The organism is Vibrio gazogenes, from assembly GCF_023920225.1.
Lineage (GTDB): Bacteria > Pseudomonadota > Gammaproteobacteria > Enterobacterales > Vibrionaceae > Vibrio > Vibrio gazogenes.
In genome coordinates this window covers 2,365,727-2,382,144 of record NZ_CP092587.1, presented here as the reverse complement: position 1 = coordinate 2,382,144, position 16,418 = coordinate 2,365,727, and the positions used below count along the sequence as shown (strand labels likewise).

General features: G+C 45.8%; 12 protein-coding genes. 10 read left to right on the top strand and 2 right to left on the bottom strand.

Annotated elements, in window-relative coordinates; genetic code table 11:
• Positions 1–186 precede the first annotated feature (186 nt).
• Positions 187–702, bottom strand: coding sequence for a cytochrome b/b6 domain-containing protein (locus tag MKS89_RS10510; protein WP_072956762.1), 516 nt, complete (start codon positions 700–702; stop codon positions 187–189).
• Positions 695–979, bottom strand: a complete 285-nt coding sequence (locus MKS89_RS10505; protein ID WP_072956989.1) for a PepSY domain-containing protein — start codon at positions 977–979, stop codon at positions 695–697. The genes MKS89_RS10510 and MKS89_RS10505 overlap by 8 nt, the downstream gene beginning before the upstream one ends.
• 346 nt (positions 980–1,325) lie before the next feature.
• Here MKS89_RS10505 and MKS89_RS10500 point away from each other — a divergent pair, with 346 nt between their 5' ends.
• The 10 genes from MKS89_RS10500 (at position 1,326) to MKS89_RS10455 (ending at position 16,159) form a co-directional block, all read left to right on the top strand.
• Positions 1,326–2,579: an efflux RND transporter periplasmic adaptor subunit gene (locus tag MKS89_RS10500; RefSeq protein WP_072956991.1), complete on the top strand. Its 1,254-nt coding sequence runs from the start codon at positions 1,326–1,328 to the stop codon at positions 2,577–2,579.
• Positions 2,580–2,610: 31 nt separating this feature from the next.
• Positions 2,611–3,318 carry an ABC transporter ATP-binding protein gene (locus tag MKS89_RS10495; protein ID WP_072956764.1) on the top strand — a complete coding sequence of 236 codons (708 nt, stop codon included), beginning with the start codon at positions 2,611–2,613 and terminating at the stop codon, positions 3,316–3,318.
• Positions 3,319–3,329: 11 nt separating this feature from the next.
• Positions 3,330–5,756: an ADOP family duplicated permease gene (locus MKS89_RS10490; protein WP_072956767.1), complete on the top strand. Its 2,427-nt coding sequence runs from the start codon at positions 3,330–3,332 to the stop codon at positions 5,754–5,756.
• A gap of 168 nt (positions 5,757–5,924) precedes the next feature.
• Positions 5,925–7,370 carry a sigma-54-dependent transcriptional regulator gene (locus tag MKS89_RS10485; RefSeq protein WP_072956768.1) on the top strand — a complete coding sequence of 482 codons (1,446 nt, stop codon included), beginning with the start codon at positions 5,925–5,927 and terminating at the stop codon, positions 7,368–7,370.
• Between the two features lie 10 nt (positions 7,371–7,380).
• Positions 7,381–8,691, top strand: coding sequence for a sensor histidine kinase (locus tag MKS89_RS10480; RefSeq protein ID WP_072956771.1), 1,311 nt, complete (start codon positions 7,381–7,383; stop codon positions 8,689–8,691).
• Between the two features lie 244 nt (positions 8,692–8,935).
• On the top strand, positions 8,936–9,988 hold the full coding sequence (rlmF, locus tag MKS89_RS10475; RefSeq protein ID WP_072956773.1) for a 23S rRNA (adenine(1618)-N(6))-methyltransferase RlmF: 1,053 nt from the start codon (positions 8,936–8,938) through the stop codon (positions 9,986–9,988).
• A gap of 362 nt (positions 9,989–10,350) precedes the next feature.
• Complete coding sequence (locus MKS89_RS10470; protein ID WP_072956776.1) at positions 10,351–12,033, top strand: carboxylesterase family protein; 1,683 nt, start codon at positions 10,351–10,353, stop codon at positions 12,031–12,033.
• Positions 12,034–12,618: 585 nt separating this feature from the next.
• On the top strand, positions 12,619–13,098 hold the full coding sequence (locus MKS89_RS10465; protein WP_072956781.1) for a DUF2946 domain-containing protein: 480 nt from the start codon (positions 12,619–12,621) through the stop codon (positions 13,096–13,098).
• 111 nt (positions 13,099–13,209) lie between these two features.
• Entirely contained in the window at positions 13,210–14,622 is a 1,413-nt protein-coding gene (locus MKS89_RS10460; protein WP_072956784.1) for a PepSY-associated TM helix domain-containing protein, read from the top strand.
• A gap of 148 nt (positions 14,623–14,770) precedes the next feature.
• Positions 14,771–16,159, top strand: a complete 1,389-nt coding sequence (locus tag MKS89_RS10455) for a sensor domain-containing diguanylate cyclase (protein WP_072956786.1) — start codon at positions 14,771–14,773, stop codon at positions 16,157–16,159.
• Positions 16,160–16,418 lie beyond the last annotated feature (259 nt).

Sequence of the window (16,418 nt, the reverse complement as noted above, 5' to 3'; positions counted from 1 at the left end):
TTGAGACAGGTCAATCATAGTATTTCTGTGCGTATCATAACGGTAAGTGGGGATGACTTGAAGTCAGGTTTTAGTGAGATGAGTCGATGATGGGGTGATATTGCGAAATCGAGAATGATGGTGAAGATACACGCATCAAGATAAATGAAGCCCCTGTAAAATGAAGGGGCTTTAAATGAGAGTTTGTTAGTCTTTATGGCGCCATAACATGGTTCTGACATAAGCAAATTGCGTCAGCTTACTCATCAGGATAATGGCACAAACGTGAATGGTGACCGCACCCATTGTGGCATTGGCAAAAAATTCATGGATTTCAACCATCCAGTCTTCTCCCCAGAACCAGTCGGTTTCAGATAACCATCCCGTTATGGCTGTACTCAGAATGAGAAACCACATCAGCCAGATCATGATTGCACCGGCTGGGTTATGGCCGACATGCTCGTCCTTTTTGGTGACCAACACCTCTTTCAGATGTTCCAGCGCCTTTGGCACAGAAGGCTTGAATGCCGATAAGCGGGCTGGAGAACGGGCTATCAGCCCCCATAGCAGACGGATACTGATTACGGCAATGACGATATAGCCAACCCACTGGTGTAACTGGCTACCTTCTTCGGTCAGGAAATAATTCGATAAAAACAGTGCTGCCGTTGTCCAGTGAGTGATCCGGACGACCACATCCCAGATAAAATCTTGTTTAGTCATCTTTTTCCTCTTTTACGACCTGCATATCAACCGGATTGTAGTAAATCTCAACTCGGTTTTTGTGGGTGTCATAGCCGTACAGTTCATAACAGCCAGTATGGGTTTTCTTAAATTTCTTAATCTGATATCCCATTTCAACAACCTGTGCTTTGGCTGTTTCAAACGGTATCCAAGCTGATTCTGGCTGTTGAGTACAGTGCGGGTCAGCAAAAACCAGAGAAGAAGCTGTCGCGGTTGCAAGAAAAATAGCCAGACGGTTCAACGTTGTTTTTGACATCATTTATGCTCCTATTGCATCACGATTTGGTGGTGTCTTTCACTGGGCTGATTATGTGTCTGTAAACTTAAGAACGGCTTAAGAGATTCATCGGATCAATGTTGTTGTCGTGATGATTTATTTCTTTTTCCTGTAACTTTCTTTTCCTGTAACTATGATTTCGCTCAAACATATTGGTCGTCCCAGATATGGGATAAGCGATCTATGTTTGGGGATGAGCGGGTGTTCAATATTGGGATTCTTATTTATTAATAATTATAAATTCAATTAAAAACAATAAGATATATTGTTGGCATTATTTGTGCCTATTGAGTGTCAACTTATGAATGAAATTGGTTGTTCACGTATGGATATTCAAAAAAAACAATCTCGATCGATTCCGAAACGCAAGTTATGGTTTGCATTGATTGTCGTTGTCCTTGTTACGCTGGGGGCATATGCGACAACTATGACATCCAGAAGTTATGAAGTTCGGCGGGACAGTATTATTATTTCTCAGGTAAATCAGGGGGATATGAGTATTGAGGTGCGTGGTAATGGGGTATTAGCCCCGAAACATATCCGCTGGATATCAACCAATGTGGATGGCAGAGTTGAATCTGTTTTGGTCAAACCGGGAGCGATAGTCAAAAAAGGTGATTTAATTGCTGAGCTGATCAATCCAGGGTTGGTACAGAAAACGGATGAAATCCGCTGGGAATTAGAGGCTGCATTGGCTGACAATAAATCGTTAGCGATGCGCCATGAGAATAATGTATTGGATGCTCAGGCTCGAATTCTGAAAGTAAAGCATTCTTATGAGAAGGCGAAACTTCAGTATGACGCTGAGAGTACGTTATTAAAACGAAATAATGGCTCGGTGTCTCTCATTGATTACAACCGCTCAAAATTAGATTTGGAACAGTATAGAGAGCAGTTACAAATTGAGAAAGAGCGTCTGGAAAAACTGAAAGAGACGCAAGAAGCGGAGTTTCAAGCGAATACTGCAATGGTGAATAAACTGAAAAAAAGCCTTTCCCGTGCGGAAATGATGATTCAGTCACTGAAAGTCGTATCCAATCAGTCTGGTGTGATTCAGGCTGTCAATATTGAAGCCGGTCAACGGGTTCCGTTGGGGCTTAATATTGCGAAACTGGCCAGACAGGATCAGTTATTGGCTGAATTAAAAATACCAGAGCGTCAGGTTCGTACCGTTGAAATAGGGCAGGATGTGATTATTGACACGCATAACAATCAAATTCATGGCTCGGTGATTCGGATTGATCCAGCGGTTAATAATGGCACAGTTCAGGTTGATGTATCGCTTAATCATCCATTACCACCAGAAGCCAGACCGGATTTGAGCATTGAAGGCACTATTCTGGTCTCCAAATTACAGCATGTATTGTCTGTTAATCGTCCTGCATTTGCCCAGAGTAACTCCCCCGGTACAGTCTATCGATTAGCGGCCAATGGACGAGAAGCCGATAAAATTAGAGTCATGTTCGGACAGGGATCTGCGGACAGAATTGAAATAAAAAGTGGTTTGCGTGATGGCGACCAGATTGTGACATCGAATCCCAGTGCTTGGGAACATCAGGACCGGATCAGTATTCAGTAATATTATCGATTCATTATAAAAAGGAATAAATATGTCATTCATTGTCGAGTTGAGTGAGGTTAATAAAGTCTTTCATACGGAAGAGATTGAAACTCATGCGCTAAACGAGATTAGTTTTGTGATCGAGAAAGGTGAGTATGTCTCTATCTCCGGCCCTTCCGGTTGTGGGAAGTCGACTTTACTCTCGATATTAGGTCTGCTGGATAGTCCCAGCGGCGGAAAATATGTCATCAATGGTTTTGAGGTCGGATCATTGAATCCGCGTAGGATGGCTGAAATTCGTAATCAGGAAATTGGTTTTGTCTTCCAGTCCTTCAATCTCATCAGCGATTTGACGGTTGAAGAGAATGTCATGCTGCCACTGACTTACCGTAAAGGCATGACGACAAAAGAGATGCAGTCTGCTGCATTGGCTGCTTTGGAAAAAGTAGATATGCAACATCGTAGTAAGCATTTTCCCTCCCATCTTTCCGGTGGACAGCAACAACGGGTTGCTATTGCCCGAGCAATTGTCGGCCAGCCTTCACTACTGTTGGCGGATGAACCGACCGGTAATCTGGATTCTAAAAATGCCGAAGCTGTCATGAATTTGTTTGATCAGCTGCATTCCGATGGCGTAACCATTTGTATCGTTACGCATGATCCCCGCTCTGCTGCACATGCTTTAAGGCAGATTGATATTTTTGACGGAATGGTCATTGATGACCGTCATCTTGATAGTCAGGGGTTGGTTGCCTGAGGAATCCATATATGAGTTGGTTATTTGATCTGAAATATGCTGTCAGACTGATGCTTAAGCGTCCGGGATTTACGGTCTTCACCATGCTGATTATGGCCTGTGGTCTTGGCTTATGTATTTATATGTATTCCCTCATTAATACATTGGCATTTAAACCTCTCTCATTTCCTGACGGAGAGCGAATGGTGATGGTTAGCCCCAGCATGAATGGGATTCGATTCGGCGATTCACCCATGAGTTATGCGGACTTTAAAGATATCCGGGATAAGAGCCATCGGTTGGAAGACATCGGTTATTACTACGGTGATGTTGCGAATGTCAGTATTGACGGTAAAGCTTCTCATTATATTGCAATTCGCAGTCGTTCTGATCTATTCGCATTCACTCATACTCAGCCGGTTATGGGACGGTTATTTACCGATGCGGATACAATTGAAGGGGCGAATCCGGTGGCTGTAATCGGTTATGAATTATGGCAAAACTATTTTGGCGGACGTCAGGATATTATTGGTCAGCGGGTTCAAATTAACGGTATCGGTACGGAGATCATTGGGATAATGCCGCTCGGATATGAATTTCCTATGAATAACCAGATTTGGTTACCGAGCCAGCTTAACGAAGCGAAATTTACAGTAGAGAATGCTCCAAAAGTCTCTGTTTTTGCCAAGCTTAAACCTGGGATTGAGCTGGCGGATGCTGATGTCGAATTGCAAGATATTATGGCGTCACGGGCATCACAGTATCCTGAAATCAATACCGGACGTTCTGCCTTTACAATTACATTTATGGACAGCTTCATTGGAGAAGATTCAAAACCGATTTTTCTGGTGATGCTACTGGGTGTCGGATTTGTACTGCTGCTTGCCTGTTGTAATGTCGGTAACCTGTTGTTGGCGCGAGCAACAGAACGTTCTAAAGAGAGTGCTATTCGAATTGCGCACGGTGCACCGACCTTTAGGTTAGTCATACAGATGATGTGGGAAAGCACCCTGATATGCACGCTGGGAGGTATTCTGGGAGTACTGTTTGCCGGGTGGGGACTGTCACTGACCAATGGGTTGATTCGCTCAATTGTTCCTGGGAAACCAGCATTCTGGTGGGAGCTGGGGTTGGATGCCGATGTGCTGCTGAAGACTATTTTATTGGTTGTTATTGTCAGCTTGGTAACCGGATTATTGCCAGCATGGAAAATGACCCAATGCAATATTAACGAAGTCCTGAGAGATGGAACTCGTGGTGCTCAGAGCCGCAGTAGCGGTCGGATCAGCCGCATATTGGTTATCTTTGAGGTTGCTTTGTCTTGTGCTGTGCTGTCACTTGGCGCGCTATTGTCCCTGGTGGTTTATGAAGCAACAAAGATTGATTATGGTGTTCAGCCTCAGGGTATTTATACCGGGAAAATCAGTTTACCGGATCAGTACTACAATACGCCGGAGAGTTTGTTGACATTCTATAACCGTCTACAAAGTGATCTGGAGTCTTCACCGACCATTTCCAAAGCAGGGATGATGAGTTCAGTACCCGGTGCGTTTATGGTTGCTAGTAAAGTTGAACTCGAAGGCCATCAACAACTCCGTTCACAACAAAACTTGTTGCCTCGGGCGAATAATGTCACGGTAATGCCGGGAACACTGAAACTATTGGGAGTCAGACTGGAAGAAGGCAGGATGCTGAGTTTGTCTGATGATCAGAACTCTCAGAAGGTGGTCGTGATTACCCGATCATTTGCCCAGCGATATTGGCCGGAAGAACGTCATATCATCGGAAAACAGATCCGTTGGGCAGGGAAAGATGGCTGGTATACTGTGGTTGGTATCGTGTCTCATGTGATTCAAGGACGTCCGTTCGGTTACAGCAAACGAATGCCGACAATATATCGCTCACTGATGCAGGCACCGGTGCGTAATTTTTCCGTCGTTGCAAATTCCGCCCAGAGAGAAAACCTGACTATTCCAATCGAGCGGGCCGTGGCAGATATCGATACTGGATTATCGGTTTATCAGGTGAAACCACTGGCTCAGGTGATTGCCCGGAATACTGCCGCTCTGACATATATTGCGATATTATTCAATGTGTTTGGTATGGTTGCTGTATTACTGGCTGGTAGTGGAATTTATGGTGTCATGGCAAAAGCGATTAGTCAGCGATATCAGGAACTGGGTATCCGTCGTGCATTGGGTGCAACGGAAAGTCGTATCATCCATATGCTGATGAAGCAGGGATGGCTACAACTGCTGGTTGGTTTGCTGATTAGCGGGCCAATCGTGATGTTTGCCGGTCCGCTGATTACCCGGATTCTGGGACATAGTCCATGGAGTGTATGGGCTTTGTTTGCGCTGACGGCTGCCGGTATTAGTGGCGTGGTTTCTCTTGCAACCTTGCTTCCGGCACTGAAGGCAGTCAGGTTAAGACCCATGGATGCCTTGCGGGAGCAGTAAGCGGGACGGGGATTGCATTTGTCAACGATGGATGGCGTGTGTCGGTAGACACACTCAAATCCCTGTCTTCCTTTATATTTCTGAATATGATAACAACGTTAGTATAACTGAGATGCAGCAGCAGGCTGCTATCAATAAAAACGATGAAAAACAAGAAATAAGAATTTTATGCGTAATCAACAATATCGGGTTTTAGTCGCAGACGATGATGAGAATATCCTGAACACACTGAGATTAATCCTCAAAGTCCGCCATTTTGATGTGGTGACGGTCAATTCGCCGGAACTTGCTTTGGAACAGGTGAAACAAGCCGATGCAGATATTGCGTTAATCGATCTGAATTATCAGTTGGATACGACTTCTGGACAGGAAGGTCTGGACTTGATTCAACGGATCAAAACTATCGACAGTGAGTTGCCTGTTGTGGTGATGACCGGATGGGGCTCGGTCGATATTGCCGTTGAAGCGATGCAATACGGAGCGGTGGATTTTATAGAGAAGCCTTGGGATAACGAACGGCTGGTGCATATTCTCAATACTCAGATTCGGTTGAGTGAAGGCTTAAAGAAACAGTTCCGCTTGCAGCAGCAGAACCAATTGTTGCAGGAACAGCTTAACTTATGTGCTTTCGACAATATTGTGGCGTTTTCTCCGGTGATGAAAAATCTGATGGCGTCATTGATGTTGATCGCTGAGAGTGACGCCAATATTTTACTGACCGGAGAAAATGGAACTGGGAAGAGTCTGTTGGCAAGTTATATTCACCGGTATTCTTCCAGATCAGAACAAGAATTTATCTCTGTGGATATGAGCTGTATTCCGGATACGTTGTTTGAAAGTGAAATGTTTGGCCATGTGAAAGGCGCATTTACCGATGCCAAACAGCAACGTATTGGGCGGTTTGAACTGGCGGATGGTGGTACATTGTTTCTGGATGAAATCGGTAATATGCCGGTCAGCCAGCAGTCGAAACTGTTGCGGGTTCTGGAAGAAAAGCAGTTTGAGAAAGTCGGCGGGGCGAAAACCCAGCAGGTTGATGTTCGGGTCGTGTCTGCCACAAATGCTGATTTGAATGAGATGATCGGTGACAGGTCGTTCCGTCAGGACCTCTTTTACCGCCTGAATACTTTTGAATTTCGGGTGCCATCACTGCGGGAACGGGTTGAAGATATTATCCCGCTGATCGAGCGGTTTGGGCAGATTTACACCGAGAAATACCGTAAGCCGCTCGGTGAGTTTACTGATGAAGCAATTGCCATCCTGCAATCTTATGATTGGCCGGGTAATGTTCGTGAACTGAGTCATGTGGTTGAACGTTTGGTCCTGCTGAGTCAGGGAAAAGCCTTAGATAAGTCACTACTCAAATGCGTGTTACCCGATTATCAGGAAGGCGACATCTCTCAGAGTTCTGCCTTACCACCACAGAGCAATTTTGTTGCAGGAAACAGCGACGTAGACTCCGGCAATGTGGCGCACTCAACCACACTGGAAGAAATTGAGCAGGAAGTTCTAAAACAGCGTCTGGACTATTTTGACGGTAATGCCTGTCTGGCTGCCGAGTCTCTGGGATTGAGCCGGAGTACTTTCTACCGACGCTTAGGTAAGACCAAATGAGGGCGGTATCATGTTAGATACGTCAATCCAAACTGTGCAGCGGCGATTGATGCTTGTTGCTTCTGTAACACCGACGGGTCTGCTGCTGCTGATCATGGTGGTACATGGTTATTCGGGTTATCTGATTGCGCTGACGGGATTCTTGAGTGCATTACTCATTACGTATTGTCTGGTGACCGTTGATCACAGCTTAAATTTTCATTTGGCAACTGTAATGAACTTAGTTGAATCGTTGACCAACAATGAGTTTAGTATGCGAGGGAAGCGAACCGGACGAAACGATTCAATGGATGGTCTGATCGGGATGATTAATCGCCTGTCTGAGTCGATGAATCGACAGCGTTTGGAAATCCGTCAGCAGCAGTACCTAGTGAAGAAGATCATCAACAATATTGATGTCGCTATATTTGCCTTTAATGACCAAGGTGAAATTGCGTTCGTCAATAAAGGTGCCGGTCAGCTATTCGACCAGGAGCCAAAGTCGATGCCGGGACAATTGATCGACTCACTGGCGATTCATGACTTACTTCAATGTGCTCCCGGAGATGTGATGGAGTGGCATTTTCCACAGAAGATCGGACAGTTTCAGATCAATCAGGATTGTTATTACGAAAATAGTCGCAGACAAACCTTGCTGTTTGTCACGGATGTCAGTGAACTACTGCGCGGACAAGAACACCGGGCATGGAAAAACTTGCTGCGGGTATTAAGCCATGAAATCAACAATACTCTGACGCCGATAGCGTCACTGAGCCAGATTCTGAGAGAGTTTCTGCCGCAAGAAAAAAACGAGTCGATTACAGAAGTCGATAGCGGGTTGAAAATTATTGAAGAACGAGCGAAAAATCTCAAATCTTTTATTGAGAGCTATCGCAAGCTGACTCAGTTACCGGCACCGATTAAACGACAACAAAATATCAAGATGCTGCTCAGGGAATTGCTGCCGCTGTTTGAACATCGCAAGATCAATATTGTCTGTTGTCAGGAAACGCTGAAAATCAACATTGATCCGGTACAGATACAGCAGTTATTGATCAATGTATTTAAAAATGCCGATGAAGCAATGACCGATCCGAAAGGTACGATTACAGTGTCATGTGAAGTACAAAAGCATAATTTGAGTCTGGAAATACTGGATCAGGGAACCGGTATTTCCAATAAAAGTAATCTGTTTGTCCCGTTTTATAGTACTAAATCTCACGGCAGCGGCATTGGATTAACTTTGTGTCGGCAGATTGCAGAAAACCATAGCGGATATTTTTCGATCGATAATCGTGAGGATATGCAGGGCTGTGTTGCCCGATTAATATTACCGATATAGTTCGTTATTCATAACCCCTAATTTTATTGGTCGCAGAAATGCTGCAGGGGGTACGTATAATTCCGTCATTCTGGGTAATTCGCTGATGATTGGAGTAAAAACAGGCGCTGTCGGTGCGGACCGGCAGCGATTCAGTCCGATGTCGTACCGCAAGGGGGCTATCCTGTACGGCGCGTCGTATGACTCTGGAAACAGCGGCTAAAAAAGGGGACAATGGCGCGTTTTTCCAACGAATATGAGTCACATGAGCCAAAAAAGAAAGCCGACAAAGTCTAAATCTTCGCTGTCTGCAAAACCATCATCTGATGTTAGTGTGAAGAAAGTGGGGGCTCCGAAAGGGCTACACCCACGGAATAAACATCAGGGACGCTACAATTTTGTTGAATTGATCAACGTGTTACCCGATCTGAAAAAGCATGTTGCGAAGAATCCGAATGGTGAACCGACGATCAATTTTTCTGATCCGCTGGCCGTGAAACTGCTGAATAAAGCGCTGTTAAACCGATATTATCAGATAACGACATGGGATATTCCGCAGGGTTATCTCTGCCCGCCAATACCCGGGCGAGCGGATTATATTCATCGTGCCGCCGATCTGCTGAGTCATGAGCCGGATTTGGTGTTGGCTCAGGTCAAGGCTCTGGATATTGGTGTCGGTGCGAATTGTATCTACCCGATTATCGGTGTCTGTGACTACGGTTGGCATTATACTGCCAGTGATATTGATCCGGTCTCAATCAAGAGTGCCAACCGAATCGCGGCAAGTAATGCTGTGCTTCAGGGGAAGGTTGAATGTCGGTTGCAGCAAGACAGTCGCTGTTTATTCAAAGGCATTATCCAACCGGGTGAGCGTTATCACATCACCACCTGCAATCCACCGTTTCATCAGTCACAGCAAGCCGCTTTACAAGGTACCCAGCGAAAGCTCAGTAATCTCAATGCCAACCGGATGAAGCGTGGTCATGCCGGTCATAACCAGAATCAACCACAGCCGACACTGAACTTCGGCGGACAAAACGCTGAGCTTTGGTGTCCCGGTGGTGAAGCGACTTTTATTAAAAATATGGCACTGGAAAGTCGTGAGTTTGCCGAGCAGGTCCTCTGGTTTACCACACTGATCTCCAAGAAAGAGAATGTGCGTTGGATGCAGAAACAACTGCAAAAGGTCGGTGTGCAGGAGATACAAATCGTTGAAATGAGCCAAGGTCAGAAGCGTAGCCGTTTTATCGCCTGGACATTTATGACTGCATCGCAACGTCAACAGTGGCTCATCACATCTGCACGGGTATCGAAGTAAAAGATAAAGGTTCCTGAATTGGATAAGGATTCAAGTCAAAGTTTTTATCACTATCCGGATATTTAACTGGTTGATATTTATGTCACTATCCATTGATTTCAAAATGTTTTTTATTGACTCTGACACACTTTATGTAAAATTATGCGCTAGCAAATAGACGGCATCTGCTATTTATATTATTGTCGTTGAGTCTTATTTGGATTGTCGCTTCAGTGTTTCTTCCTGAAGGCAAAACCGGCGTAGCTTCCTGATTGAAGCCGGCCGGTTTTTTTGTTTTGAACATCTGTTTTGAATATGTGGTTTGAACATTATCATCGCTGAAATCAATTGACCGTGATCACCATTGGATGGGAATGCATACTATGAATCAATCTATTGGTAAATTATCAACGTTTTTACTCTCTCTATCACTGGCATTCGGCGGAACGTCTTCTGCCTTCGCTTATACCGAACAAGTGACATTAAAGCAGGGCGTGATGACCGGCGTCACTGACTCAAATTCCGGTACCAATCACTGGCTGGGTATTCCTTATGCTCAGGCACCGGTTGGTGCATTACGTTGGCAACTGCCTCAGCCTCCCAAGGCCAGCCATGAACATTTTCAGGCCAATCAGCAAGGCAATCTTTGTCCTCAGGTCTCATCTGGGGAAGTGATTGGTAATGAAGATTGTCTGAATCTGAATATTTATCGCCCGAATACTCAGCAAACGCTGCCGGTTCTGCTTTATATTCATGGTGGCAACAATCAAGGTGGTCGGGCCGATGAATTTGACCCGAGTCAACTGGCCGTCGATATCAATGCTGTGATTGTCACTTTGAATTATCGTCTGGGAGCACTTGGTTTCAATCCACTTACGGTGCTGAAATCAGATGATGCTGTTCAGGCTTCCGGTAATTTTACCTTACTTGATCAGGCGCGGGCTCTGGACTGGATACGCAATCATATCAGTCACTTTGGCGGGCAGGCAGATAATATCACGGTCTCCGGATTTTCAGCCGGTGGGCGCGATGTGATGGCGATGCTGATTTCTCCGCTGTTTGCCGGCAAGTTCGAACATGCGGTTGTGTTTAGCGGTGGGATGACGACATCTCCGGTTGAAGCAAGCCAGAACGTTTTTCGTCGTGCGTTTGCGTCGTTGGTGGTCGAAGACGGGATTCAGCCGGATCAGCAATCAGCCGAAGCGTGGTTAGCGCAATCGACACCGACAGTTAAAAAATATTTGTTGGGACTTCCGGCGGATCGGATTGCCCGTTTGATGCAAAACGCAGCGATTCGGATGAGTGTCTTCCCACATCTCTATCGGGATGGCACGGTGTTACCGCAAGAGGGGTTTGCAACGCATCGCTATAACGAAGTTCCGACTATGATGCTGACGGGGCATGATGAGTTCTCTTTCTTTGCGTTAGGTGATCCCTATTTCCGTCAGAAAGAAGATTGGACCACGGATCCGAAAGTGGTCAATGAATATGGCTTTGTCTATCGATATGGCGGTATGTTGTATCGGTCATTTAATGTTGCTGAATCGGCACAAAAAATGGCGGCACATTTCCGGGCTCCGATTTATGCGGGAGAGTTTGACTACGGTTCGGATCCGACGGTGGTCGGTCCTCAGATGAAACATCTGGGTGCATTTCACGGCGTTTTCTTGCCACTGCTGGATGATCACTTTCGTAAACCTTATTTAGGAAAGGCATTTGATTCTCCGGGCGCGAAAGCTTTAGGCGCGTTATTTAAGCGTCACTTGAAGGCATTTATCCGCACCGGCCATACGAGTTTTTCCGACGCGACGCGATGGAACCCGTGGAATCTGAAGCGTGAAGATCAAGGACAAACCGTTTACATGATGGATGCTAACCACGATGTAGCCATTGCTTATCGTAGTGAACCAACCTTCACGGTCAAAGATGTCATCGCTATGATTGAAGATGACCACACAATTAGTCAAGAGAGCAAAACCTATTTGCTACAGCATGTACTGAACGGTCGTTGGTTCAGTCGGGAACTTGATGAACACTTTGGTAGTCCCAATCTATGGGTTGAGTGATTTTTATATGGGCTGAATTGATTTTTGACTCGGTAAGAGCCATTTAAGACTTGTCTCCGGGCTTCAGCACAGCAATAAGCATGGTATTTTAATGCATATGAGTTAAAATATTGTCCGCAACCACTGCCAGTCGATTGTCGTTCTTTGAACGTTCCCCCCAATGACGGCAGCGTGTTGCGGACAAACCTTGAGTTTAGAATACGGACTTTAACATTATGGTTTCCGTTTCATATTTATTCCAATCACCTCTTCATTCAAATGTATCTGGATCAAACTCGGTTTAATCAAACCAATGCCGGGTTCGGTTAGCAAAACTGACCAGTGACAGCATCACAGGCACTTCCACCAATACTCCGACAACAGTTGCAAGCGTGCAGTTATGAGACTGATCTGACGAGGCCTTGGAAAAATAGGCACGACAAGCAAAGTCGTCATCTGAGTGTCGGATGAGCACCCTCGAAGATGACGGTGATTCGGGTGTGACATTCATCATCTGACCGATAGTTTCGGATGTTATTTTTTCTGACAGTAATGTTAAGATACCGAACCGTCATTCATTCTCATTTATGAATCATCATCATTATCATGTTCAATTGCATTCGTACTCATGATCGTTTCACATATCGTTCATGGCTGAAGCTCAAGTGGCAACAGTTTATGGCGTGGTGTGGGCTATTCGCCATGGTGATGATTTACATGGCACCGTTAGTCTCCCAGACGATGGTGATGTCTCAAGCCGGTGTACATTCTCAAACAGTGGTTGCTTCTCAAACCATGATGATGCACGAGTCAGCGCATCATCACCCGAGTCGTCAGACAACTGAACATCTCGCGACGCACCCAACGGCAGTGACCCACCAAGACGCTCACACCTTGCATCATGCATGGTGTGGCTACTGTTCTTTGTTGCTGCATATGAGTGCGATTACGTACTCGCCACTACAGTTAGCGTCTCACCGCGCTGTATTGGTGTGGTCTCGTATGACGATTCAACCGTTCTTATTACGCGCCGAATGGCGTAAAAAACAGCTTCCCCGAGCCCCACCGACGACTTTGTTTCCCTGATTTATCAAAATATTGATACAGCCCTGAATCTGAATCGTTCAGGGAGATTTTCGTGATAATAAAAATCACCGGGATTTTGGCTGTGCGGCATCCCGGCAAAGAGAATTAGAAATGAATGTTCAGTCTTCACAATCACCGGCAACTCTGTTGCTGGCTTTTATTGCGCGGCTTCACTTTTATGTGGGGATTTTTGTCGGTCCTTTTATTTTTATTGCTGCCCTGACAGGGACGCTTTATGTACTGACACCTCAAATTGAGCAGCGGTTATATCATCATGAGCTCACGACCCCGAATCAGGGGGCGTTTCATACACTGGCGGCGCAGATCCGCGCAGCGCGGGAAAGTTTACCGCATGATTTAAAACTCAAAGCGGTCCGCCCTTCGATAGGAGAAGGATATACCACACGGGTGATGTTTATTGATCCGGACTTATACGGTTATGAATCTCAGACGGTGTTTGTCGATCCTGTCACATTAGAAGTTCGGGGCAAACTGGCAAGTTATGGCACCAGTGGGATTTTGCCACTGCGTATCAAACTGGATTATCTGCATCAAAATTTGATGTTAGGGCAATGGGGACGAGTCTACAGTGAGTTAGCCGCGTCTTGGTTGTGGATTGCCGCTGTTGGTGGTTTGATTTTATGGTGGACGACTCGACGTCGGCAAAAGCGGGTCCGGCAGCGGGGTAACAATCGCAATACTTATGTTAAACACCGTCGTCGTCATGTTCAGGCCGGTTTAATCATTGTTTTGGGGCTGTTTTTTATCTCAGCGACGGGCTTAACCTGGTCGAAGTGGGCCGGTAGTCATATTGCTGAGTGGCGTCAGGCGATTGGCTGGGTGACGCCTTCCGTATCCAGAGATTTACCCGGACACGAGACATCGATGTCTGGTATGTCCGCTAGTCATGACGCCCATGCCGAACATCACGCCAAACCACAAGACACCCATGGCATCAGCCATGCACAGGATGGACAATTCGATGGGGTCCTCATGGCGGCAAGGCTAGCCGGTATTGATGCTGCGAAACTGGAGATTGTCCCTGCAAAGACACCCGATAAAGCATGGCTTGTGCGTGAAATCGATCGCGCCTGGCCGACACAGGTCGATAGTGTTGCTGTTGATGCTCGAAACATGGTCGTCACCAGTCGGGCTGATTTCGAACATTTCCCGCTGATTGCAAAATTGATTCGCTGGGGGATTGATGCCCACATGGGGGTTCTGTTTGGTTTACCGAATCAGTTACTACTTGCTGCGTTTGGTCTGACGCTATGCATGATGGTGATTTGGGGTTATCGCATGTGGTGGAAACGACGTCCTGCTGCCGGTTCTCCGGCGCAGACATTATTGCAAACTTGGCTGGTGATGCCGATGTTATACCGAGCGCTTGCGGTCATCATTGCGGTGTCGCTGGGGCTGGCGCTGCCGGTGATGGGTGTGAGCTTGCTGTGTTTTGTGGTGATTGATGCATTGCGCTGGTGGCGTGCCGGGCAAGTGATGAAAACACGTTCAGCTTCATCCTGATGATTGACGGGAATAAAACCTCATTCTCTGGGCTTTCCGGAGAATGAGGTTGCGTTTGAGCATTGCAGGTTATGGACATTTCTCTCATATCAACAATACTTGTTGAAAGGATGTTAATTTTCTGTCTCCGGAGAGGTGGTACATAGCGATGGCGAACGAAGCATTATCAGGATTAGACACCCAGACGCTGGCTCATGTGTTTGAGCACATCGATATGGCCGTGGTTGTGGCAACTTTGGAACGTGAAGTTGTGTGTATGAATGCTGCTGCCAGAGCATTGTTTCGCTACTCGAGTGAGGAGATTTATTATCAGAGTACAGCGCTGCTCTACGCCGATCAGGAAGATTTTATCAGGTTGGGGCAGGAACGTTTCAACACCAATGCCAATGAGACGAATGAATCTTATGTTGTCCGTTATATTGATGCCGCCGGAGAATCTTTTCAGGGACAAACATCTGGTGGCCTGATCAAGAATGCACAAGGGATACCGACATTTTTTGTGGCAATCATTCAGGATGATTCAGCACGACTTGCAGCAGAAGAAATGCTGAATCGACTACATATGATCACATCATCAAGACAATTAACCTTTCATGAGCGTATTGAGGCTATCTTAGAGTTGGGGACGAGCCACTTTGGTTTACCCATCGGCATTTTCAGTAAAATATCGGGTGAGCAGTATGTGATTCAACAAGCGATTCACCCGGAGAATGCATTAGAACCGGGGATGACATTCGAACTGGGCACCACGTATTGCAGTCTCGTTTATCAGGCCAATGATGTACAAGGGTTTTCACATGTATCAGAGAGCGAGATTGTCACCCATCCCTGTTTTGAAAATTTCGGTCTTGAAGCTTACCTAGGCGTACCGGTGTTTGTGGATGGTGAGCGGTATGGCACGCTCAATTTCTCCAGTATTTGTCCAACGCGGAAATTTATTCGTCAGGATATCGAAATCTTACGATTACTGGCCGAATGGGTCGGTCACGAAGTTGCCCGAGAGCAAGACTTTAAAGCGTTAGAAACCGCACATGACCAGATGGAAATTTTAGCCAACACCGATTCTTTAACCGGGCTCGCCAGTCGGAGCTGTATTGAGCAGGCGTTACAGGATCAAGTCACATTCGCATTGAAATATGGCAAGAATCTGACGGTTGCGATGATGGATTTTGATCACTTCAAATCGATTAATGATCGGTTTGGTCATCAGGTGGGAGATGAAGTTTTAGCATGTTTCGGTGAGTTGGTCTCTGTGATGGGACGTAAAGGCGATTTTTACGGTCGTTGGGGAGGAGAAGAGTTTATCGTGCTTTTCCCTGATACCAATATGGCAGGGGTTTGTATTGCTTTAAATCGTTTGATGGATAGCCTGAGGCGCTCGGATCTGTCAGAGAAATATAGTGGTTTAACACTCACATTAAGCATCGGGGTCACGGAAATGTCACCGGATGATTATCTGGAAAGTATTGTGCAACGTGCCGATCAGCTCCTCTATCAAGCCAAAGCGCTCGGGCGTGATCAAATTCAGCATGATTAAATGACGGATGAACGATGCATCGGACAACTCGACAGTCTAGGTTCACCGCTCATGTTTCTTCATCTTGCTCATTTTTGGTTTGGTGACCAAATCAGTTAATTTTCTCTCCTTTTTCTCCTATGCTTGAAATACTCATATTGATAAAGATCACATTTAGGAAACCGAAGTTACGATATTTTTGTTTGTTTTTGTTTACTTGTTTTTTGTTTGAATCCTATCTCACCATTTATTTCCGATGTTTCTAGAATAATTTTAAATA

Coding starts and splice junctions, on each gene's coding strand:
- MKS89_RS10500 (WP_072956991.1), top strand. CDS start 1,326: ATGGATATTCAAAAAAAACAATCTCGATCGATTCCGAAACGCAAGTTA.
- MKS89_RS10490 (WP_072956767.1), top strand. CDS start 3,330: ATGAGTTGGTTATTTGATCTGAAATATGCTGTCAGACTGATGCTTAAG.
- MKS89_RS10460 (WP_072956784.1), top strand. CDS start 13,210: ATGAATGTTCAGTCTTCACAATCACCGGCAACTCTGTTGCTGGCTTTT.
- MKS89_RS10465 (WP_072956781.1), top strand. CDS start 12,619: ATGTTCAATTGCATTCGTACTCATGATCGTTTCACATATCGTTCATGG.
- MKS89_RS10470 (WP_072956776.1), top strand. CDS start 10,351: ATGAATCAATCTATTGGTAAATTATCAACGTTTTTACTCTCTCTATCA.
- rlmF (WP_072956773.1), top strand. CDS start 8,936: ATGAGCCAAAAAAGAAAGCCGACAAAGTCTAAATCTTCGCTGTCTGCA.
- MKS89_RS10480 (WP_072956771.1), top strand. CDS start 7,381: ATGTTAGATACGTCAATCCAAACTGTGCAGCGGCGATTGATGCTTGTT.
- MKS89_RS10510 (WP_072956762.1), bottom strand. CDS start 702: ATGACTAAACAAGATTTTATCTGGGATGTGGTCGTCCGGATCACTCAC.
- MKS89_RS10455 (WP_072956786.1), top strand. CDS start 14,771: ATGGCGAACGAAGCATTATCAGGATTAGACACCCAGACGCTGGCTCAT.
- MKS89_RS10505 (WP_072956989.1), bottom strand. CDS start 979: ATGTCAAAAACAACGTTGAACCGTCTGGCTATTTTTCTTGCAACCGCG.
- MKS89_RS10495 (WP_072956764.1), top strand. CDS start 2,611: ATGTCATTCATTGTCGAGTTGAGTGAGGTTAATAAAGTCTTTCATACG.
- MKS89_RS10485 (WP_072956768.1), top strand. CDS start 5,925: ATGCGTAATCAACAATATCGGGTTTTAGTCGCAGACGATGATGAGAAT.